Below are 16116 nucleotides of genomic sequence, written 5' to 3' on the forward strand. Positions count from 1 at the left end.
GCAGAGAAACAATCTCTGCTCCTCCCTTTTTTTCGCATACCCACACTCCAATTTCATTAGGCACACTTGTCCTGCGGTGTTCTTCTAAGAGTGGTTTACTTCGTTTACATTCACTGTGTTTCGCTCGGACCAGATTTTTCAAAATTAACGGAACCAAAGCGGTCTCATACCGCGTCTAAGTGGTGAAGGCATCTTCTCATCGGCAAAGGAGGCCCCATGGTCCGAACCCCCACCAAAGTGACGAACACCGTACTACTTCTGCTCTTACCACTGCTCACCATCACCGGCTGCGCCAAACTTTTGGGCGTGGAGGAGGGCCTTGCACCAGAAGACGAGCCCTACCTTTTTGACCGCTGGGATCCAGACTTTGAGCTCGCTCAACCTTGCCAAGAAGTCAGCGACCAAACATTAGCCGATCACGGTATTGAAAGATGGGAGAACCCGTATAGAGTTCCAGATGCAGAGGGACTCGACAGTTGTTCATTCATGACCTCTAACCAGGGCGTTATCCATCTTTCTGGAGCCGCGTACAAACTTGCGACCCTGGAAGCGGAAGCTTCTCCACTGGATTATGAAGTGGATTCCAAAAAGCAACCAGCACTCGCTTTTAAAGATGACGAGATTGACGACTTTTGCAGGATAGCCGCGGAAACACCACGGGGGACAGTAGAAGTGGGTTTCAGCTCACCGCCCCTGGACGATTTGCCAGTTTTCGAGGAATGTCTTCAAGCAGAAATGTATTTTGATCTATTAATCGGGGAGAAGCTAAATGAGTACCGTGCAAATTGACCGTGACCAATTGACCCAGGGAATTCGAGATGTTCAAGCTGTATCGGTATCCGTGAAAAACCTCGTCAGGCTAGGATTAGGAAATTCCCGCCTTCTCGGCTTCACCCGCGTCTCCGGCCTGGATCAGTTGGGGAGGGAGCACGCGGGTGTCCTGGACTCGGGGCCGGGATCCGCGCGTGCCGTCGTTCAGGGATTGGGGGAGGTCATCGGCGGGCTTGCCCGAGGCCTGGAAGCGACTGTGCAAGGATTTGAGGCGCAGGAGGATGTGTTCACCCGGTCGCTGGATCGGCTGCACGGGGCTTGCGGGGAAGGGACGGGTTCAGGCTCTGTGCCGGCTGAAAAACTGGGTGTTATAGCCCTTCCGGAACATATGACACCGGTGCCCGTCGCCGTGGGCGCTAAAGTCGTCATTCCACCACGGAGTGTCATCGCGCTTCTGCGGGACTACTTCACCACCCACACGTCCGCCATCGGGGAAGCAACCACGGCGTGGAAGGGATTGCACGCGTCGATGGTCGATGCGACCGATCGCTTGCGCATCATCGCCAACGACATTGCCAGTGCCAACCGCGGCGAGGTGATCGACGCCATCGTCGATAAGCTGCGGGTGACAAGCGAGGCGACCGAGTCCTTCGGCTTGAACGCGGAGGCGATGGCCAGGTGGTCCGGGCGGATGGGCCTGACACACAAGCTTGGCAGTGCAGCCGCCGGTGCAATCAACGGATCGGTGATGACAAACCCCATCCCCGGTGCCCGTGAGCTACAAGAGCGGCTGGCACTTCTGGCCTACGCCAAGGTCGCCATGCCCCCACTGTTGTCGCTGGCTGAGCCTCGCGTTGGTTCGCTTCTCGACGCCGTTGTCCCACCGTCTTCTGGCGGGGCACTGGAGGCAGAACTGGAGGATCTAGCCACCCAATCGAAGCGGGACTTTGACGGGCAGCTGGAAAAAATCCGCATCGGCAACCCGGACTCAGCTCTCGTACACGCAGCACAACAATTAAGTGGTGCCACCCACGGCGACACCAGCGGTGGGCAGGCCACAGTCGCCGGCAGTGCCGCGCCCACCGTCACCCAGGCCGTAGCACCAGCGCCTGGAAACAGCGCGCTATCGTCTGGTGTAGGGCCTGTACCAGGTGCGAGTCTTGCTTCTTCTATTGGTGCACCGGGGATCGGCGGAGTTCCGCACGCCTCAGTCATAGGTACTACCCAGAGGGGAGGTGGCGCCGTCCCCGTTGCCCGTCGGGCAGGTCAGGGTGCAGGAGCAGGCCGCGGAGGTACCAAGAAGACCGCCACCAATCCGAGGCGCGCCGTCACGCGCCCGGCAGCTGTAGCCGGGCGAGGCTCATCCATAGCTGGGCCATCCCGGCCCACAACCGAGCGTCCGAAGAAAGGCGGGCGTGTAGCAAACGGCTTTGGTGCAGGTGTTTCCAGTGGCGGTGTAGGTGCTGCGGGAACAGGTACCGGTAAGCTCCCGAACCTGTCAGAGGTCGGAGGAAAAGGTGGTGGTTCGGCTGGCGTGCCACGCGGAAGCCTGGGAACAGGCAGCGCCAGTAGTGGTGCCGGTGGCCGTTCTGCAGGTGGCTTCGGCCGCGGCATGATGCCCGTGGGCATGGGAGCACACAAGGATCGGAAGAAGTCCCGGGCAGTGAAAACCGTCCTCTCCGAGTTGGAGCAAGACGCCAATACCAAAGCAATCCTCGGAGAGACGCCACCCATGGTCCCCGGCACCATCGGCGCATGGGCGAGGAACTAATCACCTACACAACAAAAAATCACGCTCCTACCCGGTAAGGGAGGAGCGTGACGCATGTTCGCGCGCTTACAGCACGGGCATGAACACGAACCGGCGGATGCCCTCGACGTCGACGGGCGTGGCCCGCACACCGAACACCTCTTGGATGCATTGCGGTGTCAATACGTCGCTCGGCGCCCCAAAACAAACGGATTTACCCTGGTCAAGTAGGAGAACATTGTCACAGTATCGGGCGGCGAGGTTGAGATCGTGGAGAACGAGGACCGTCGTCTAGCCGGCGTTTTTGATCAGCTCCAGAAGATCGAGTTGAATCTTCAGATCGAGGTGTTTCCCGGCTCGTCGAGGAGCAAAAAATCCGTGTCCTGGGCAAGCGCCCGGGTAATCGCCACTGGCTGCCGCTCACCGTCTGATAACTCCGTGGTCAGGCATGCTTTCTTATGGGTGAGATTGGTGGTCTGCAGCGCCTCCTCCACCCGCCGCGCATCCTCGGCGCTTTCGATAGCCGCGTACCCGCGCCGAAACGGGAGCCTGCCCAGCGCAACGGAGTTGCGCACGGGGAGGGGAAGCCCCGCCTCGTCTGCTTGTGCGACGACCGCGACGGTCATAGCGATGTCGTGCCGCGTCATGGAATGAGGCGGCGTGCCCTTGTATTCGATGGTGCCGCCTTCGATGGGTAGCGCGCCGATGAGTGCCCCTATGAGCGTCGATTTCCCGGAACCGTTGGGGCCGGTACACGGTAGTGATGGCGAATTGCCACCGTGCGAGCTCCACGAGGTCCACGGATACTCCTAGCTGCTAGTTTTCGGCGGTGCGCGTCGGGTTGGCGTGCTGCCGTTACGGTTTGGGTAGGGGCCGCCGGTGGGGCGGCCCCTCTCACCCTAATAGTCGGATTTTTGTGAGCAAAAGTGCCGCGTGGGGGTGGACAGCGGGATAGTCGGGGGTTCTACAAACGAATGAACCCCCGGTCACAGCCTTTCCGTCGGCTGGGATCGGGGGTGATGTGTCTGCGGGGCAGTGCGCCCGTTGTGGCGAGTTATGCCGGGCAGCTCACCTTCACGTCGAAGGGGATAGCGGTGGACTCATCGTCGTCGTAGTGACCCTCACCGGTGATCGTCCAGGTGGAGCCGTCCTTGGTTACCGTGGCGGCGTTTTCCTGCGCGTCGGTGAGTTCAAACTCCTTGTCGTTTGCGCGCTCCACCGACAGGCCGGTCAGGCGTGGCGTGCCCTCGGGATCGGTGATCTCAACCTCGAGCTCATCGCGCTCGGCGTTATCGGACTTGTCGCCCGCGTCGATGTTCAGCTCCTGCTGGCCACCGTCGGTGTCGAGGGTGCAGTGGACGGGCGTGAACGTGCCCGAAACCTGCTTGCCGTCGATGGTGATGGACGGGGCTTTCTCGCTGGATGCGGCCGCTGCCGAGGACTCGGATGCGTCGTCCTTGTCGTCATCCTTGTCGTTGTCGCGCGCCGTGGTGTTGGCATCCTTGTCCGTGGTGACCGTGGTGGCCGGGGCGGTCTCGGTCACAGTCTCCGTCTCGGATCCGTCGCCACACGCGGTCAGTCCGAGTGCCAGGGTGGCAGTGGCGAGAACGGCGGCCATCTTCTTCGTCACGTTCATAATGTCAACCTTCCAATTTGTGAAAATGTGTTCAACACCAATCTATAGAAGATACCTAGCAAGTGCAAAGTATTGTCCGCGAAAAAACCTTTGGGTGGGTGTTTGTTTCTGGGGTGCCGTTCCTGGGGTGAACGCGGGAGGGAGTGTGTCTGTCCTGTGGCTGATTCCGGTCGTGGCTGCGGGGGAACTATTGGAATTGTCTGTGAGGGGGAGTATCCTAACCACCGAAGTGTTCATTTCACGGTAGTGAACGGGAATCCCGGTGCGACCCGGGAGCGATCCTCGTCACTGTGTGGCTTCAACGTGGGCTTCGGCCCGCGCCTGAGACTTTGGAAACGGTGTGCACGTCCTGCGTGGGGCATCGTTGGTCACTGCGGTCGCTTGCGACGCGTGGGAAGGCTGAAAGGTTATCGGGTCCGCGCGACTGCGCGCGGGGAGGGGCTAAGCCAGGAGACCGGCTACCGGCGGAGGGCGCTTTGGTAAGAAACAATTCAGTTTGTGACTGGCGAGGTACCGGTTACCGGAATTCATAAAGGACACCAATCCTATGCATATTGCAGAGGGCTTTTTGCCTGTTGAGCACTGCGTTGGGTGGGCCGTAGCGGCGACGCCGTTTGTGGTCTACGGCGCTTACAAAGTGCAAAAACAAATTAAGGAAAAGCCGGAAACGGCAATGCTGCTCGGCGCAGCGGGCGCATTCAGCTTCGTGCTGAGCGCCATTAAAATGCCGTCGGTGACGGGATCCTCATCCCACCCGACGGGTACGCCTCTGGGGGCGATCCTCTTCAAACCGCCGGTCATGGCGGTGCTTGGTGCCATCGTGTTGCTCTTCCAAGCGCTGCTTCTCGCCCACGGCGGAATCACAACATTGGGCGCAAACATCTTCTCCATGGCGATCGTCGGCCCGTGGGTGGCCTACGGCGTATTCGTGGGGCTGCGTAAGTGGAACCAGACTGCGGCGGTGTTCCTCGGCGTGTTCCTTGCCAACGTGGGCACGTACGCCACGACGGCGCTGCAGCTCGCACTCGCACACCACGAGGGTGGCCTCCTGCAATCCGCCGGCACCTTCCTCGCACTGTTCGCCCCGACCCAGGTGCCGCTGGCCCTGGTGGAAGCGATCATCACCGTCATCATCATTAAGACGCTGGAGAAGGTCGCCATCCCGGAGCTGACATCCCTGGGCTTCCTGCGCCCTGCTCATACGTCCGCTCAGCGCGCACAGGAGGTCACGGCGTGAAAACCAGGAATCTAATTCTTTCCATTATCGCCATCGTCTTCCTCGTCGTTCTGCCGTTCTTCGTGGCGGGCAACGATGCTGACTTTGGTGGTGCCGACGACAAGGGCGGCGACCTCATTGAGCAGGAGAACCCCGGCTACGAGCCGTGGTTTGAGTGGCAGCCGGAGCTTCCCGGCGAAGTCGAGTCCGGACTGTTCGCCCTGCAGGCTGCGCTAGGCGCTGGCTTCGTAGGCTACGTGCTGGGCTTCTACAAGGCACGTCGCAAGAACGTGACGGAGTCGGGTGCAGTTTCCACCTCCAACAGCGTCACCGGATCGGGAGACGCGCCGCTGACGAGCGTCGAGTAGCCCGATGTTTGAGCTCGAAGCGGCGGCTGCGAGCTCGCCTATCTCCCGTGTACCAACGGCGGAGAAAATGCTCCTGTTCGTCGGGCTCACGGTCTGCGCCGTCGCGGTTAATCCCACCGTGGTGGCCGTGCCGTTGATCATCAGCTTCTTCTGGGCTAGGCCCCCACTGAAGCTCTATCTCCCGATCCTCGGTTTCAACGCAGTCTTCGTGGGTGTGGGAATGTTGGCGCTGGTGTGGAACCTCACCAGCCACGGCATTGTCTACGTCCCCGGCGGAGCATCTCACGCCGCGTCCGTGTGGTGGCGCTGTGTGGTGGCAGCCTCTGGAACTCTGCTGTTCGCCTGCACAACGCCACTGTCGGACATCATCTCCTGGGCGCGACGCGTCCACGTCCCCGTCAGCCTCACCTACGTGGTGCAGATCATTTACCGGATGGTCGGCGCCCTGTGGCAAACATCGGTGAGTATGCGGGATGCGGCCGCGCAGCGCCTGGCAGAACGCACGTTCTCCACGCGGATTCACTCCACGGGGCTCATCGGGGCCTCCCTTTTCGTCGTCGCCTTTATGCGTGCGCGCTCGATGCAGGAGGCTCTGGAGCTGCGGGCGGATCCGCTGGATATTAAAACTTTTCATTCCTACGCGCCGGCACGGCCCCTGCGGTTGGTCCTCATCGGGCTGGTGCTGGTTGCGGTTAGTGTGCTAGGCGTTACGGTATGAGCCTTCAAGGTACCAACATTCTTGTCGACGCCGTCCTGGACGGTCTCGACGTCTCCGTTACGGTGGGCTCCCGGCTGGGCATTGTGGGGGCAAACGGATCCGGGAAAACCACCCTCTTCCGTGTTCTCGCCGGTGCCCTCAAACCTTCCTCCGGCAGCGTGCTTGTTGACGGCACAGCGCTCGACTACTCCCGCAAGGGTCGCACGGCCCACCGCGAGAAGGTACAGCTTGTTTTGCAGGAACCGGACGCGCACCTGATTTCCACGTCGGTGGAATCGGATGTCTGCTTCGGTCCCATGAATCTGGGCCTGCCTCAGGATGAGGTGCAGGCGCGGGCGCAATCGGCAATGGAGCAGCTCGGAATCGCGGATCTCGCTCACCGCGTCCCGCACCAGCTCTCCTTTGGACAGAAGAAGCTCGTTGCGCTCGCCGGGGCGCTTGCTATGCAGCCGCGCTATATTCTCCTCGACGAGCCGACGGCAGGCCTCGACTACTACGCGGCAGATCTGCTCACGCAGGCACTGAGTCGCATTGAAAACGTGGGGATTATCTTCACCACCCACGAGATCGATTTCGCCTACGAGTTTGCCGATGAGATACGCATCCTTCACAAAGGCACCCTGCATCCGTGGGGCCTGGAGCTGCTTCCCGCAGCCCACCTGCGGTTGCCGTGGGCGCCGGTGGTGAGCGATGCACTTGGGCGAGCTGTGCGTCGTCCCGAAGACGTATAAAAAATAGACATCGGCCGCAGGTGTCAGTGTGAGTACTGACACCTGCGGCCTTGTGCTGCTTATGCTCTGCCGATATCTTTCTCGCTCGGTCTTTCTTTGCGGGCTCGTGGAGGCGTTAGTGCATAAGCGCGCGTTCGCGCTTGCCGACGATCACCATGAGAATGACGGGACCACGACAACGCCGAGGAGGAACAGGTAGGTGACGTTCCACCCGAAGTTGTGGATGAGCAGTCCCACGCCGGAGGATGCCAAGGTGGTACCCAACAGGTAGCCGAACAGGCCGGTGAACCCGGCAGCAGTGCCCGCAACGTTGGCGGGCGACAGGTCGATGGCCTGCAGACCGATGAGCATGACCGGGCCGTAGATGAACCCGCCGATGATGGCGATGAGGAGATAGAACAGCCACAGCAGGGCGGTCGGCGGGAGCTGCCAGTAGGCAAACAGGGCGATTCCGACGACGACGAGGGCGAGGATGCCTGCGCCGGAGCGCCAGCCGTGGAACACCGTGTCTGAGAGCCACCCGATGAGCAGCGTGCCGAGGATGCCGGCAAGCTCGTAAACAGCGAAGCCGATGATGCCGTCGGAAATATTGGCGGTATCGGTGCGCTCGCTGAGGTAGATCGGGATCCAGTTGAGCACGCCGTAGCGCACCGTGTAGATGAACACATTGGCCAGCGCGAGCATGACAATGATCGGGTTGGTCAGCACGTGGTGGGTGACCACCTGCAGCCACGTGCCCTCGGCGGTGTCGACGCTCTCGACCTTGGCGGGATCGTCGTGGTATTCCTCGATCGGGGGCAGGCCGATTGCCTCCGGGCGGACGCGGATTAGGAGGAAGGCGATGACGGCGATGGTGAGGGCGACGATGGCCGGCACGTAGAAGGCCGGGCGCCAGTCGGCCTCGTCTGTGGCGAACGTCGTGAGTGCCCACGCGGAGAGGAACCCGAGTCCGCCACCGCCGACGTTGTGGGCGCAGTTCCAGATGGATGTCTTCCAGCCGCGTTCACTGGTGGAGAACCAGTGCACAAGCACGCGGCCAGACGGAGGCCAGCCCATGCCTTGGAACCACCCGTTGATGAACATGAGGGTGGCGAACAGGGTAATGGATCCCGGTGATCCCGGGGACGGAGGCAATGAACAGGTTCATCACCGCAGACAGGGCGAGCCCCAGTGGCATGAAGTAGCGCGCGTTGGAACGGTCCGAGAGCATGGCCATGAAGAATTTGCTCAACCCGTAGGCGAACAGTACGGCGTTGGCAACGATGCCGATGCCGACGGCATTCATGAGGCCGTGTTCCTTCAGGATGGCGGAAACGAGCGAGACGTTGTTCCTGATGAGGTAGAACGCCGCGTATCCAAGGAAGATTCCCATGAAGACGTTGAAACGCCATGTCTTGTATGTTTTGTCGAGGCGCTCCTCGGGGATGCGGGGTGCAGCCGGGGGCGCGGAGCGGAATGACATAGGGCCCCTATCACCGAAAATACACTTACCTACCGGAAAGTAGGTTACTTATCCGTAGTGTATTTGCAGGCGACGGCAATAAAAAGTAATGGGGGTGGTCGTTCCGATTGTTGATTGCATTATAAACCGGAAAACGCCAGTACATTACGAGGAAATGTCATTGAGGTTAAATTTAGATTAACCCCTCGCTAGAGCCCTAAAACCGTTCGGTGGGCGAAAGACATGGCGAGCAGCCCGCCCCCGATGTGCGCACCCGCGAACCAAAAAAGAGCGCGCCACTGATGTTTTTGGATGAGGAGTCCTGTCTCCTTGGCAAGCGTCGACCACGTAGACAGCGCCCCAGCGAGCCCGGTGGCCACAAGCGCAGGGTGGAAGGAAAGGAGCGTCGACAAGCCGAGAACATAGCAGGCGACAAGGTTGGCGACGAGCACACCGCCGCGGCTGCCGAGCCACCGCGTGCAACCGTAACGCAGGAGACCACCGATGGCTCCCCCGACGAATACTCCGAGCGCGGTCAGCATGTGCGCCTCCGAATAGCGTCCCCCGCAAACCAAGCGGCAACACAGATAACAGCGGAAGCAAAGAGGTACAGCGCCGAGCGGTCGGTGAAGCTGATGAGCATGTACGTGGAAAACGAGGTGAACCCGCCGAGGAACCCCGTCGACCACCACGCGGGCGAGGGCTTGGCGCCGATGAGGAGGCACCCCACGGCGTTAATCGCCACGAGGGTGAGCGCATCACCTGCGGGCAGCGCGGTGAGCGCGTAGCGGGCGAGCGCACCGAACCCAGCAGCGAGCGCAATTGTCAGTTTTTCCACACGTGACAACCTACCACGGGGCAGCGGCGAGCCCCCCCAGGTAGGCAGCGAGGTTGCCGAGCGCCAGGTTCGCGCCTAAATAGAACGCAAACAGAAGGTAGCGCCCGGATTTGAGTTCGCGGCCGAGCTCCGCAGCAAGCGCCGGCCACGTGGATAACGCCGCAGCAACACCGGCCGTCACGATGAGGTTGAGGGCACCGTGCGTGGTGCCCGCCCCGACGAGGAAACACGCCAGCGAATTCGCCATCGCGATGCCCCAGAGGTTCCCGAGCGCGCTGGTCAGCACGTAGCGGATGATGCCCCCGGCGAACCCGCCGGCGGCGACGATGAGGAAACTCCAGCACACCACGGCTACGCCTCCGCTTTCTCGTGGGCGCGGCGCAGATGGTCATGGACGACGTCGCCTAAAAACCACGCGCCGAGGCAAAAAATTACCTCGCTTACCAGGTAGGCGGCGCTTTCTGCTTGGTAGGTCATGACGAGGTAGGTGGAATAGGAGGAAAACCCGCCGAGGAACCCAATCGTCCAAAACGGCCCCGGCTTCATCGCACCGATGGCGAAACATCCGCAGATGTTGATCAGCGTGACGGTGACGAAGCTGGGGCCGAGGAGGAGGACGGTGCCTTGCCGCGCCATGGAGCCGAGGGCTGCGCCGCATCCGACGATTAGCGCATTTTTCAGGCTCATGGCGGGAAGGAAATCACGTCCATTCTGGTATGTGGCGGGCGTTGAACTCTTCCACGGAGGCGGGATCCTTCCGCAGCAGCGGGTCGAAGTTCAAATAGTCCTTGGTTTCTCTTGCTACAAGTCCTGATAGTAGCAAAAGGCCGATGAGGTTCGGAATCGCCATGAGGCCGTTTGCGATATCGGCGAGAACCCAGGCCACCTGGATCTCGGAGATCGCGCCGACGAACACGACGCAGGTGAAGATCATGCGGTAGGGAAGTGAGCCGTGCATGCCGACGAGGGCGATGAGGCAGCGCTCGCCGTAGTAGGCCCACGCCACGATGGTGGAGAAGGCGAAGAACATGGTGGACACGGAGACGATGGTTCCGCCCCAGTGGCCCGGTAGTCCACGTGAGAAGGCCTCCGCCGTCATGGACCCTGCCTCGCTGGCTCCCATCGTCCACGCGCCGGTGGTGATGATGGTGAGGCCGGTGAAGGTGACCACGACGAGCGTGTCGATGAAGGTCTGCGTCATGGAGACAAGTCCCTGGCGTACGGGGTGGTTCGTCTGCGCGGCGGCGGCGGCGATGGCGGCGGAGCCCATGCCGGACTCGTTGGAGAAGATGCCGCGGGCGACACCCATCTGCAGGGCGACCATGATCGTGGAGCCAACAAACCCGCCGGTGGCGGCGGTGCCGGTGAACGCGTCATGGAAGATGAGCGCCAGCGCGCCGGGGATGCCGGAGGCGTTGGCGATAAGCACGACGGTGCCGCCGGCGATGTAGATGATGATCATGAGCGGGACGAAGGCGCTGGTCACCCTGCCAATCGTTTCGATGCCGCCGAGGAGCACCATGCCGATGAGGAAGAACAGGATGACACCCGTGGCCACGGGTTCGAGGCCGAAGGCATCGTGCATCGCCACGGCGACGGCATTAGCCTGCGTGAGGTTGCCGATGCCGAAAGAGGCGATCACGGCGAAGATACCGAAGGCGAGAGAAAGTACCACGCCCTTCCTTCCGCCGATGCCTTTGCGCAGGTACTTCATGGGGCCACCGAGGATGTGCCCGGTGGAGTCTTCCTCGCGGAAGCGGACGCCGAGGTAGGCCTCTGTGTATTTACTTGCCATGCCGACAAGTCCGGTGACCCACATCCACATGAGCGCGCCGGGGCCACCGATAGACAGGGCGGTGGCGACACCGACGATGTTGCCAACTCCGACGGTTGCGGCGAGGGCGGTGGTGAGTGCCTGGTAGTTGGTGATGTCGCCTTCGCCGGTCGGATCGCCGGGGTCAATGAGCCCGTGCCTAAAGGCGACGATCATCTTTCTGAATTGCAGGCCGCGTAGCCGAATTGTCAGCCACAGGCCGGTTCCCAAGAGCAGTGGGATGAGGAGTAAAGGGCCCCACACCACTGAATCCACGGAGTTTAAGGTGTCCATGATGGATTCCATCTGAGCCCTCCTTTATTGTGCAGTCATTATGTAGTTAATCTTTTCTTAGGGGAGAAAAGATTGGGAATATTTTCCAGTGGCGTGCCCGTTTTGCCAATTAGTTGAACACATTTTTCCCTCATGCGGGGGTAATCGCTGGTGTGACGGGAGTCCGGATGTGCGAACGGGGGGAATGCTATCGCGGGCCGTCGCCTCCACCGCAGTGTCGCCACTCTGCCGCCTCGTCTGCGTCGCCTCCGCTCCGGCGTCGCCACGCTGCCGACAGCGCCACGGGGAAGCCAACTATTGGAGGGTAAGGCCGGGAAGGCAGGGTGCACGTTCCGGCCGGGGTGGAGCGGCGCGGTATTGCTGCAAAAAGTAAAGAAACAGGCCAAGATGGAAGGTGAGACCAAAACGACGGTATGCCAGACGGCACGCCCCGAGACGGCGGCACCGGAAAGCGGCCGGAAAGTGAAGGAGAAACGATCACATGGCGCACGAAAGAGCAGGCCAGCCCGCACGTGAGGAAGACCTCATCGATGTTGAGGCCGTGACCAAGGCCTACTACAGCAACAAGCCGGACCCCGAAAACCCCGACCAGCAGGTCAGCTTCGGTACCTCCGGGCACCGCGGTTCCAGCCTGGATACCGCCTTCAACGAGGATCACATCCTCGCCACCACGCAGGCGATCGTGGAATATCGCGCGAAGGAGCACATCGAGGGCCCCGTTTTCATCGGCCGCGACACCCACGCCCTGAGTGAACCGGCGATGCTCACCGCGATGGAGGTTCTGCTGGCCAACGATGTGGAGGTGCTTGTCGACGACAAGGGTGCCTACACCCCGACCCCTGCGGTCAGCCACGCGATCCTGCAGTACAACAAGGAGCTTCCCGGCGGTGTGACCGGCACCGACGCGAAGCGCTCCGACGGCATCGTCATCACCCCCTCGCACAACCCGCCCCGCGACGGTGGTTTCAAATACAACCCGCCGACGGGTGGCCCGGCAGGCACGGATGCGACGGACTGGATCGCCGACCGCGCCAACGAACTGCTCCTCAGTGGCCTTGCGGATGTCAAACGCGTCTCGGTGGAATCGGTCACCGATCAGCGCGCGCAGGCCTTCGACTTCCTCGGCCACTACGTGGAGGATCTGCCCCATGTGGTGGACCTGAAGGCCATCGCGGATTCGCAGATTTCCATCGGCGCAGACCCCATGGGCGGTGCCTCCGTTGACTACTGGGGTGCGATCGGCGAGCGCTACGGCCTCCACCTCACGGTGGTGAACCCCGAGGTCGATCCCACCTGGCGCTTCATGACGCTCGACACCGACGGCAAGATCCGAATGGACTGCTCGAGCCCCAATGCCATGGCCTCCCTCATCCACAACCGTGACAAGTACGACATCGCCACGGGCAACGACGCGGACAGTGACCGCCACGGCATCGTCACCCCCGACGCGGGACTGATGAACCCCAACCACTACCTCGCCGTCGCCATCGAGTACCTGTTCAGCCACCGCCCCGGCTGGTCCGAGTCGACCGCCGTGGGCAAGACGCTCGTCTCTTCTTCGATGATCGACCGCGTCGTCGCCTCGCTGGGGCGCACGCTCGTCGAGGTCCCCGTCGGCTTCAAGTGGTTCGTCCCCGGGCTTATCGACGGTTCCATCGGTTTCGGTGGCGAGGAATCCGCCGGTGCATCCTTCCTCCGCACGGATGGCACCGTGTGGTCGACGGATAAGGACGGCATCATCCTTGACCTGCTCGCCTCGGAGATCCTCGCCGTCACCGACGAAACCCCGTCGAAGCGCTACGCCGCCTTCGCCGAGAAGTTCGGCGCGCCGGTCTACGCCCGCACAGATGCCGAAGCCAACCGTGAGCAGAAGGCAATCCTGAAGAAGCTGAGCCCCGACCAAGTGACGGCAACGACGCTGGCTGGCGAGGAGATCGTCGAAAAGCTGACGGAAGCCAAAGGCAACGGTGCAGCCATCGGTGGTCTCAAGGTCGTAACCGAGAACGCCTGGTTCGCCGCCCGCCCGTCCGGCACTGAGGACAAGTACAAGATTTACGCCGAAAGCTTCAAAGGTGAAGAGCACCTGAAGAAGGTGCAGTCCGAGGCTCAGGAGCTTATCTCACGAGTTCTTGGCAATAAGTAACTAGCATCCTGTGAATTCACCCCGGATTCTCCCGGGGTGAATTGCATTTGATAGCCCCTGTTATATATTAGTTGACGTGACCACGTCCAAAATTCTCGCCGTCATCTCCGCAGTGTGCCGATTTGGGCTCGCTGCGGTGTGGCTTATCAGTGGCTACCTCAAGTTCATTGATCCCGTGGAAACCAAGAAATCAGTCGAGGCCTACGAGCTATTCCCCGTAGATGTTGCCCAGATGATAGGCACGGTTTTGCCTCTGGCGGAACTTGCCCTCGGGGTCCTCTTGCTGCTGGGGGTATTTCTCAGGCCTGTGGCAGCCGTTTCCGCACTCATGTTTGTGGGATTTGCTATCGGCATCGCCTCGGCGTGGGCACGGGGCTTAACCATTGACTGTGGTTGCTTTGGCGTGGGTGGGGAAAATCCCGATGCAGGCGCAGGAACGTACATGTTAGGCATAGGAAAAGACATCCTCTTCCTTATCATGGCGGCGTGGACCGTGAAACGTCCGTTTGCGCGATGGGCCGTCTATGCTTGACCGTAACCAGGCACCTTGTGCTGACTACAGCATCTGTAATGCAATAATAGACCGCAAAAGTTAGTAAAACATTCGATGAAGGAGACTATCGTGAGCACTACGAGGGTAAAGAACCCAAACGAGAGGGGCAACGGCTTTATTTGGGCCCTGGTCATCCTTGGCTTGGTTATCGCAGTCGTTATCGGGTACATACTCTTCACGGGAAGGACAGCTCAGACGGAAAAGGTCCTCGATGGAGTAGACGTACAAGACGTTGCCTTTGATGTTCAGTACCAAGACAACGCCATCAAGCTGGTGGGCAAAGACGCCACCGAGGACACTCCCCAGATTGACCTGTATGAGGACTATTCCTGTAGCTACTGCGCCAAGCTCGCTGCACGCTCCGATGGGGACATGAAGAAGGCTGTGGAGGACGGCAAGCTCGTGGTGAATATCCGCTCGCTTAACTTCCTCGACCGTGGCCAGGATGGGCACTCCACGCTCGCCGGCGCTTCTGCCGATGCGCTCGCTCAGGCCGGTGATGCCAAGGCGTACTGGACTCTGCGGACAACCCTGCTGGAAAAGCAGGAGGAGATTTACGGTAAGTGGCAGGCCGATAACATGGCCGATGTCTCTGAGGCTCTCGGGGCCCCCGCTGACGCGGTGAAGGCTATCCGCGACCGCTCCAACATTGAGCATTACAAGCAGGTGGCTACCGAGAACGCTGAGAAGCTCAAGGCGGCCGATCCTAAGGGGCAGGTTTCCACGCCGCGCGTGCTGAAGGACGGCGTCGACGTCGAGCTGGATGAAAACTGGGTGGACGAGGTTTCTGCCAAATAGGTAAACGTCCGAACCGGATCTGACAAAGGGGGCGCCATTGTACGCCTCCTTTTTTGGTAACTACCTGGCGATTTGTCCTATCCCCCCGCGCGCCTGTATATTAATTCTCGTTGCGAAAATCGCAGCTTAGGGGCTATGGCGCAGCTGGTAGCGCACCACACTGGCAGTGTGGGGGTCACGGGTTCGAATCCCGTTAGCTCCACTGAGTAAATCCCCAGGCCTTATGGCCTGGGGATTTTGCTATTTGTGGCGGCGGTAAGCCTGATATGTGGGGCGGATTCAGGGCAGTTGTGGCACACATTGTGTTACAGCGTTACGCCGGATACCGGGAGGGGGAAGCGGGGCTGTTGCGGGGTGACACCACGGAGAAAGCGCTCGACCGGGGTGGTCGAGCGCTGACGTATACCTAGAGGTCAAGGCGGTTAAGTGGTGGGTGGTACCTCGCCTTCCATAATCACGCGGCCTTCCGCGTCCGACCAAGTGAATGTTGCGTACGCTTTTCCTGAGCGGGTGGCCGTGCTTTCGCCGGGTAGCAGATAGTGGTAGATGACGGCGATGCTGCTATCGCTCGTGCGCGTCACCGTAGGGACGAAGGCGTAGGCGTCGAGTGTCGCCGTGCCCAGGTACTCGCCCCGGTGGAAGAGCATGATCTGGTTCGGCGACGCGCCTGTCGCACCGGGGATTGTCACTATCGCCCAGGACAAATCAGCGCACGGGTCGTAGCCGGACACGATCGCGCTGCTCACGTCCCAGTTCCAGGTAGCTGGTCGCACCTCGTCGATGTGGGCTCGCACGGCAGCGTACGCGTCGGCGTATCCGCACGATTCCGGGCGCGCAGGGGAGGCCTGGGTCTCGGTGACCACCACTGTTTTAACCGCAGTGCTTTGCGGCGTGGGCGCGTCTGTGCTCGTGGTAGCCACCGTCGCGGGAGTCGCCGATTCGGTGAGGTAAGGTGCAGTCTCTGGCGAATTGCTGCACCCTGTGGCTGCGAGGGCGAGGACGCAGGTTGCTACGCCGAGTGTCGCGCGTGTCAGCACGCTCATGGT

General features: G+C 60.9%; 17 protein-coding genes, 1 tRNA gene, 2 pseudogenes and 1 riboswitch. Of the genes and pseudogenes, 11 read left to right on the top strand and 9 right to left on the bottom strand.

The window, feature by feature from the left end:
• Positions 1-216: 216 nt before the first annotated feature.
• From HMPREF3044_RS00020 to HMPREF3044_RS13030, 3 genes are read left to right on the top strand one after another with little or no spacing between them, the layout of a single operon-like run.
• Positions 217-789 carry a DUF3558 domain-containing protein gene (locus HMPREF3044_RS00020; protein ID WP_005388898.1) on the top strand — a complete coding sequence of 191 codons (573 nt, stop codon included), beginning with the start codon at positions 217-219 and terminating at the stop codon, positions 787-789.
• A complete protein-coding gene (locus HMPREF3044_RS00025; RefSeq protein ID WP_005394232.1) occupies positions 770-2542 on the top strand; it encodes a hypothetical protein in 1773 nt (590 codons plus the stop codon). Before HMPREF3044_RS00020 ends, HMPREF3044_RS00025 begins: the two co-directional genes overlap by 20 nt.
• Positions 2543-2596: 54 nt before the next feature.
• Positions 2597-2752, top strand: coding sequence for a hypothetical protein (locus tag HMPREF3044_RS13030; protein WP_005388902.1), 156 nt, complete (start codon positions 2597-2599; stop codon positions 2750-2752).
• A gap of 104 nt (positions 2753-2856) precedes the next feature.
• Here HMPREF3044_RS13030 and HMPREF3044_RS00030 read toward each other — a convergent pair.
• Both HMPREF3044_RS00030 and HMPREF3044_RS00035 read right to left on the bottom strand, forming a co-directional pair.
• Positions 2857-3261 (bottom strand): annotated as a pseudogene (locus HMPREF3044_RS00030) (ATP-binding cassette domain-containing protein); the annotation flags it as partial.
• A 314-nt stretch (positions 3262-3575) separates the two neighbouring features.
• A complete protein-coding gene (locus HMPREF3044_RS00035; RefSeq protein ID WP_005394233.1) occupies positions 3576-4157 on the bottom strand; it encodes a lipoprotein LpqH in 582 nt (193 codons plus the stop codon).
• Positions 4158-4367: 210 nt separating this feature from the next.
• Positions 4368-4635: riboswitch (cobalamin riboswitch) on the top strand.
• 69 nt (positions 4636-4704) lie between these two features.
• Here HMPREF3044_RS00035 and HMPREF3044_RS00040 point away from each other — a divergent pair.
• From HMPREF3044_RS00040 to HMPREF3044_RS00055, 4 genes are read left to right on the top strand one after another with little or no spacing between them, the layout of a single operon-like run.
• Complete coding sequence (locus tag HMPREF3044_RS00040) at positions 4705-5394, top strand: energy-coupling factor ABC transporter permease (protein WP_005388911.1); 690 nt, start codon at positions 4705-4707, stop codon at positions 5392-5394.
• On the top strand, positions 5391-5741 hold the full coding sequence (locus HMPREF3044_RS00045) for an energy-coupling factor ABC transporter substrate-binding protein (protein ID WP_005388912.1): 351 nt from the start codon (positions 5391-5393) through the stop codon (positions 5739-5741). Before HMPREF3044_RS00040 ends, HMPREF3044_RS00045 begins: the two co-directional genes overlap by 4 nt.
• A 4-nt stretch (positions 5742-5745) precedes the next feature.
• Positions 5746-6459 (top strand): energy-coupling factor transporter transmembrane component T family protein, encoded by a 714-nt coding sequence (locus HMPREF3044_RS00050; protein ID WP_005388913.1) that lies wholly within the window; start codon positions 5746-5748, stop codon positions 6457-6459.
• Positions 6456-7190 carry an energy-coupling factor ABC transporter ATP-binding protein gene (locus HMPREF3044_RS00055; RefSeq protein WP_005388914.1) on the top strand — a complete coding sequence of 245 codons (735 nt, stop codon included), beginning with the start codon at positions 6456-6458 and terminating at the stop codon, positions 7188-7190. Before HMPREF3044_RS00050 ends, HMPREF3044_RS00055 begins: the two co-directional genes overlap by 4 nt.
• Before the next feature lie 115 nt (positions 7191-7305).
• Here HMPREF3044_RS00055 and HMPREF3044_RS00060 read toward each other — a convergent pair.
• The 6 genes and pseudogenes from HMPREF3044_RS00060 to HMPREF3044_RS00085 all read right to left on the bottom strand — a co-directional run bounded on the left by HMPREF3044_RS00060 (position 7306) and on the right by HMPREF3044_RS00085 (position 11588).
• Positions 7306-8652, bottom strand: a pseudogene (locus HMPREF3044_RS00060) (MFS transporter).
• Between the two features lie 188 nt (positions 8653-8840).
• The gene (locus HMPREF3044_RS00065) at positions 8841-9173 is read right to left on the bottom strand and encodes a fluoride efflux transporter FluC (RefSeq protein WP_005394239.1); all 333 of its coding nucleotides are present in this window, start codon (positions 9171-9173) and stop codon (positions 8841-8843) included.
• Positions 9167-9469 carry a CrcB family protein gene (locus HMPREF3044_RS00070; RefSeq protein WP_005388919.1) on the bottom strand — a complete coding sequence of 101 codons (303 nt, stop codon included), beginning with the start codon at positions 9467-9469 and terminating at the stop codon, positions 9167-9169. The genes HMPREF3044_RS00065 and HMPREF3044_RS00070 overlap by 7 nt, the downstream gene beginning before the upstream one ends.
• Before the next feature lie 10 nt (positions 9470-9479).
• Positions 9480-9818: a FluC/FEX family fluoride channel gene (locus tag HMPREF3044_RS00075; RefSeq protein ID WP_231286011.1), complete on the bottom strand. Its 339-nt coding sequence runs from the start codon at positions 9816-9818 to the stop codon at positions 9480-9482.
• Positions 9819-9820: 2 nt separating this feature from the next.
• Positions 9821-10156, bottom strand: coding sequence for a CrcB family protein (locus HMPREF3044_RS00080; protein WP_005388921.1), 336 nt, complete (start codon positions 10154-10156; stop codon positions 9821-9823).
• A 13-nt stretch (positions 10157-10169) separates the two neighbouring features.
• On the bottom strand, positions 10170-11588 hold the full coding sequence (locus HMPREF3044_RS00085; protein WP_005394240.1) for an alanine/glycine:cation symporter family protein: 1419 nt from the start codon (positions 11586-11588) through the stop codon (positions 10170-10172).
• 469 nt (positions 11589-12057) lie between these two features.
• Between HMPREF3044_RS00085 and pgm the strand changes: the two genes are divergently transcribed.
• From pgm to HMPREF3044_RS00105, 4 genes are all read left to right on the top strand, one after another.
• Positions 12058-13719, top strand: a complete 1662-nt coding sequence (gene pgm / locus HMPREF3044_RS00090) for a phosphoglucomutase (alpha-D-glucose-1,6-bisphosphate-dependent) (RefSeq protein WP_070738882.1) — start codon at positions 12058-12060, stop codon at positions 13717-13719.
• A 76-nt stretch (positions 13720-13795) separates the two neighbouring features.
• Positions 13796-14251 carry a MauE/DoxX family redox-associated membrane protein gene (locus HMPREF3044_RS00095; protein WP_005388926.1) on the top strand — a complete coding sequence of 152 codons (456 nt, stop codon included), beginning with the start codon at positions 13796-13798 and terminating at the stop codon, positions 14249-14251.
• Between the two features lie 90 nt (positions 14252-14341).
• Positions 14342-15070: a DsbA family protein gene (locus HMPREF3044_RS00100; RefSeq protein WP_231286012.1), complete on the top strand. Its 729-nt coding sequence runs from the start codon at positions 14342-14344 to the stop codon at positions 15068-15070.
• 129 nt (positions 15071-15199) lie between these two features.
• Positions 15200-15272: transfer RNA gene (locus HMPREF3044_RS00105), tRNA-Ala, on the top strand.
• A 220-nt stretch (positions 15273-15492) separates the two neighbouring features.
• Here HMPREF3044_RS00105 and HMPREF3044_RS00110 read toward each other — a convergent pair.
• A complete protein-coding gene (locus HMPREF3044_RS00110; protein WP_005394250.1) occupies positions 15493-16113 on the bottom strand; it encodes an LppP/LprE family lipoprotein in 621 nt (206 codons plus the stop codon).
• Positions 16114-16116 lie beyond the last annotated feature (3 nt).

Source organism: Corynebacterium sp. HMSC073D01 (assembly GCF_001815555.1).
Lineage (GTDB): Bacteria > Actinomycetota > Actinomycetes > Mycobacteriales > Mycobacteriaceae > Corynebacterium > Corynebacterium glucuronolyticum.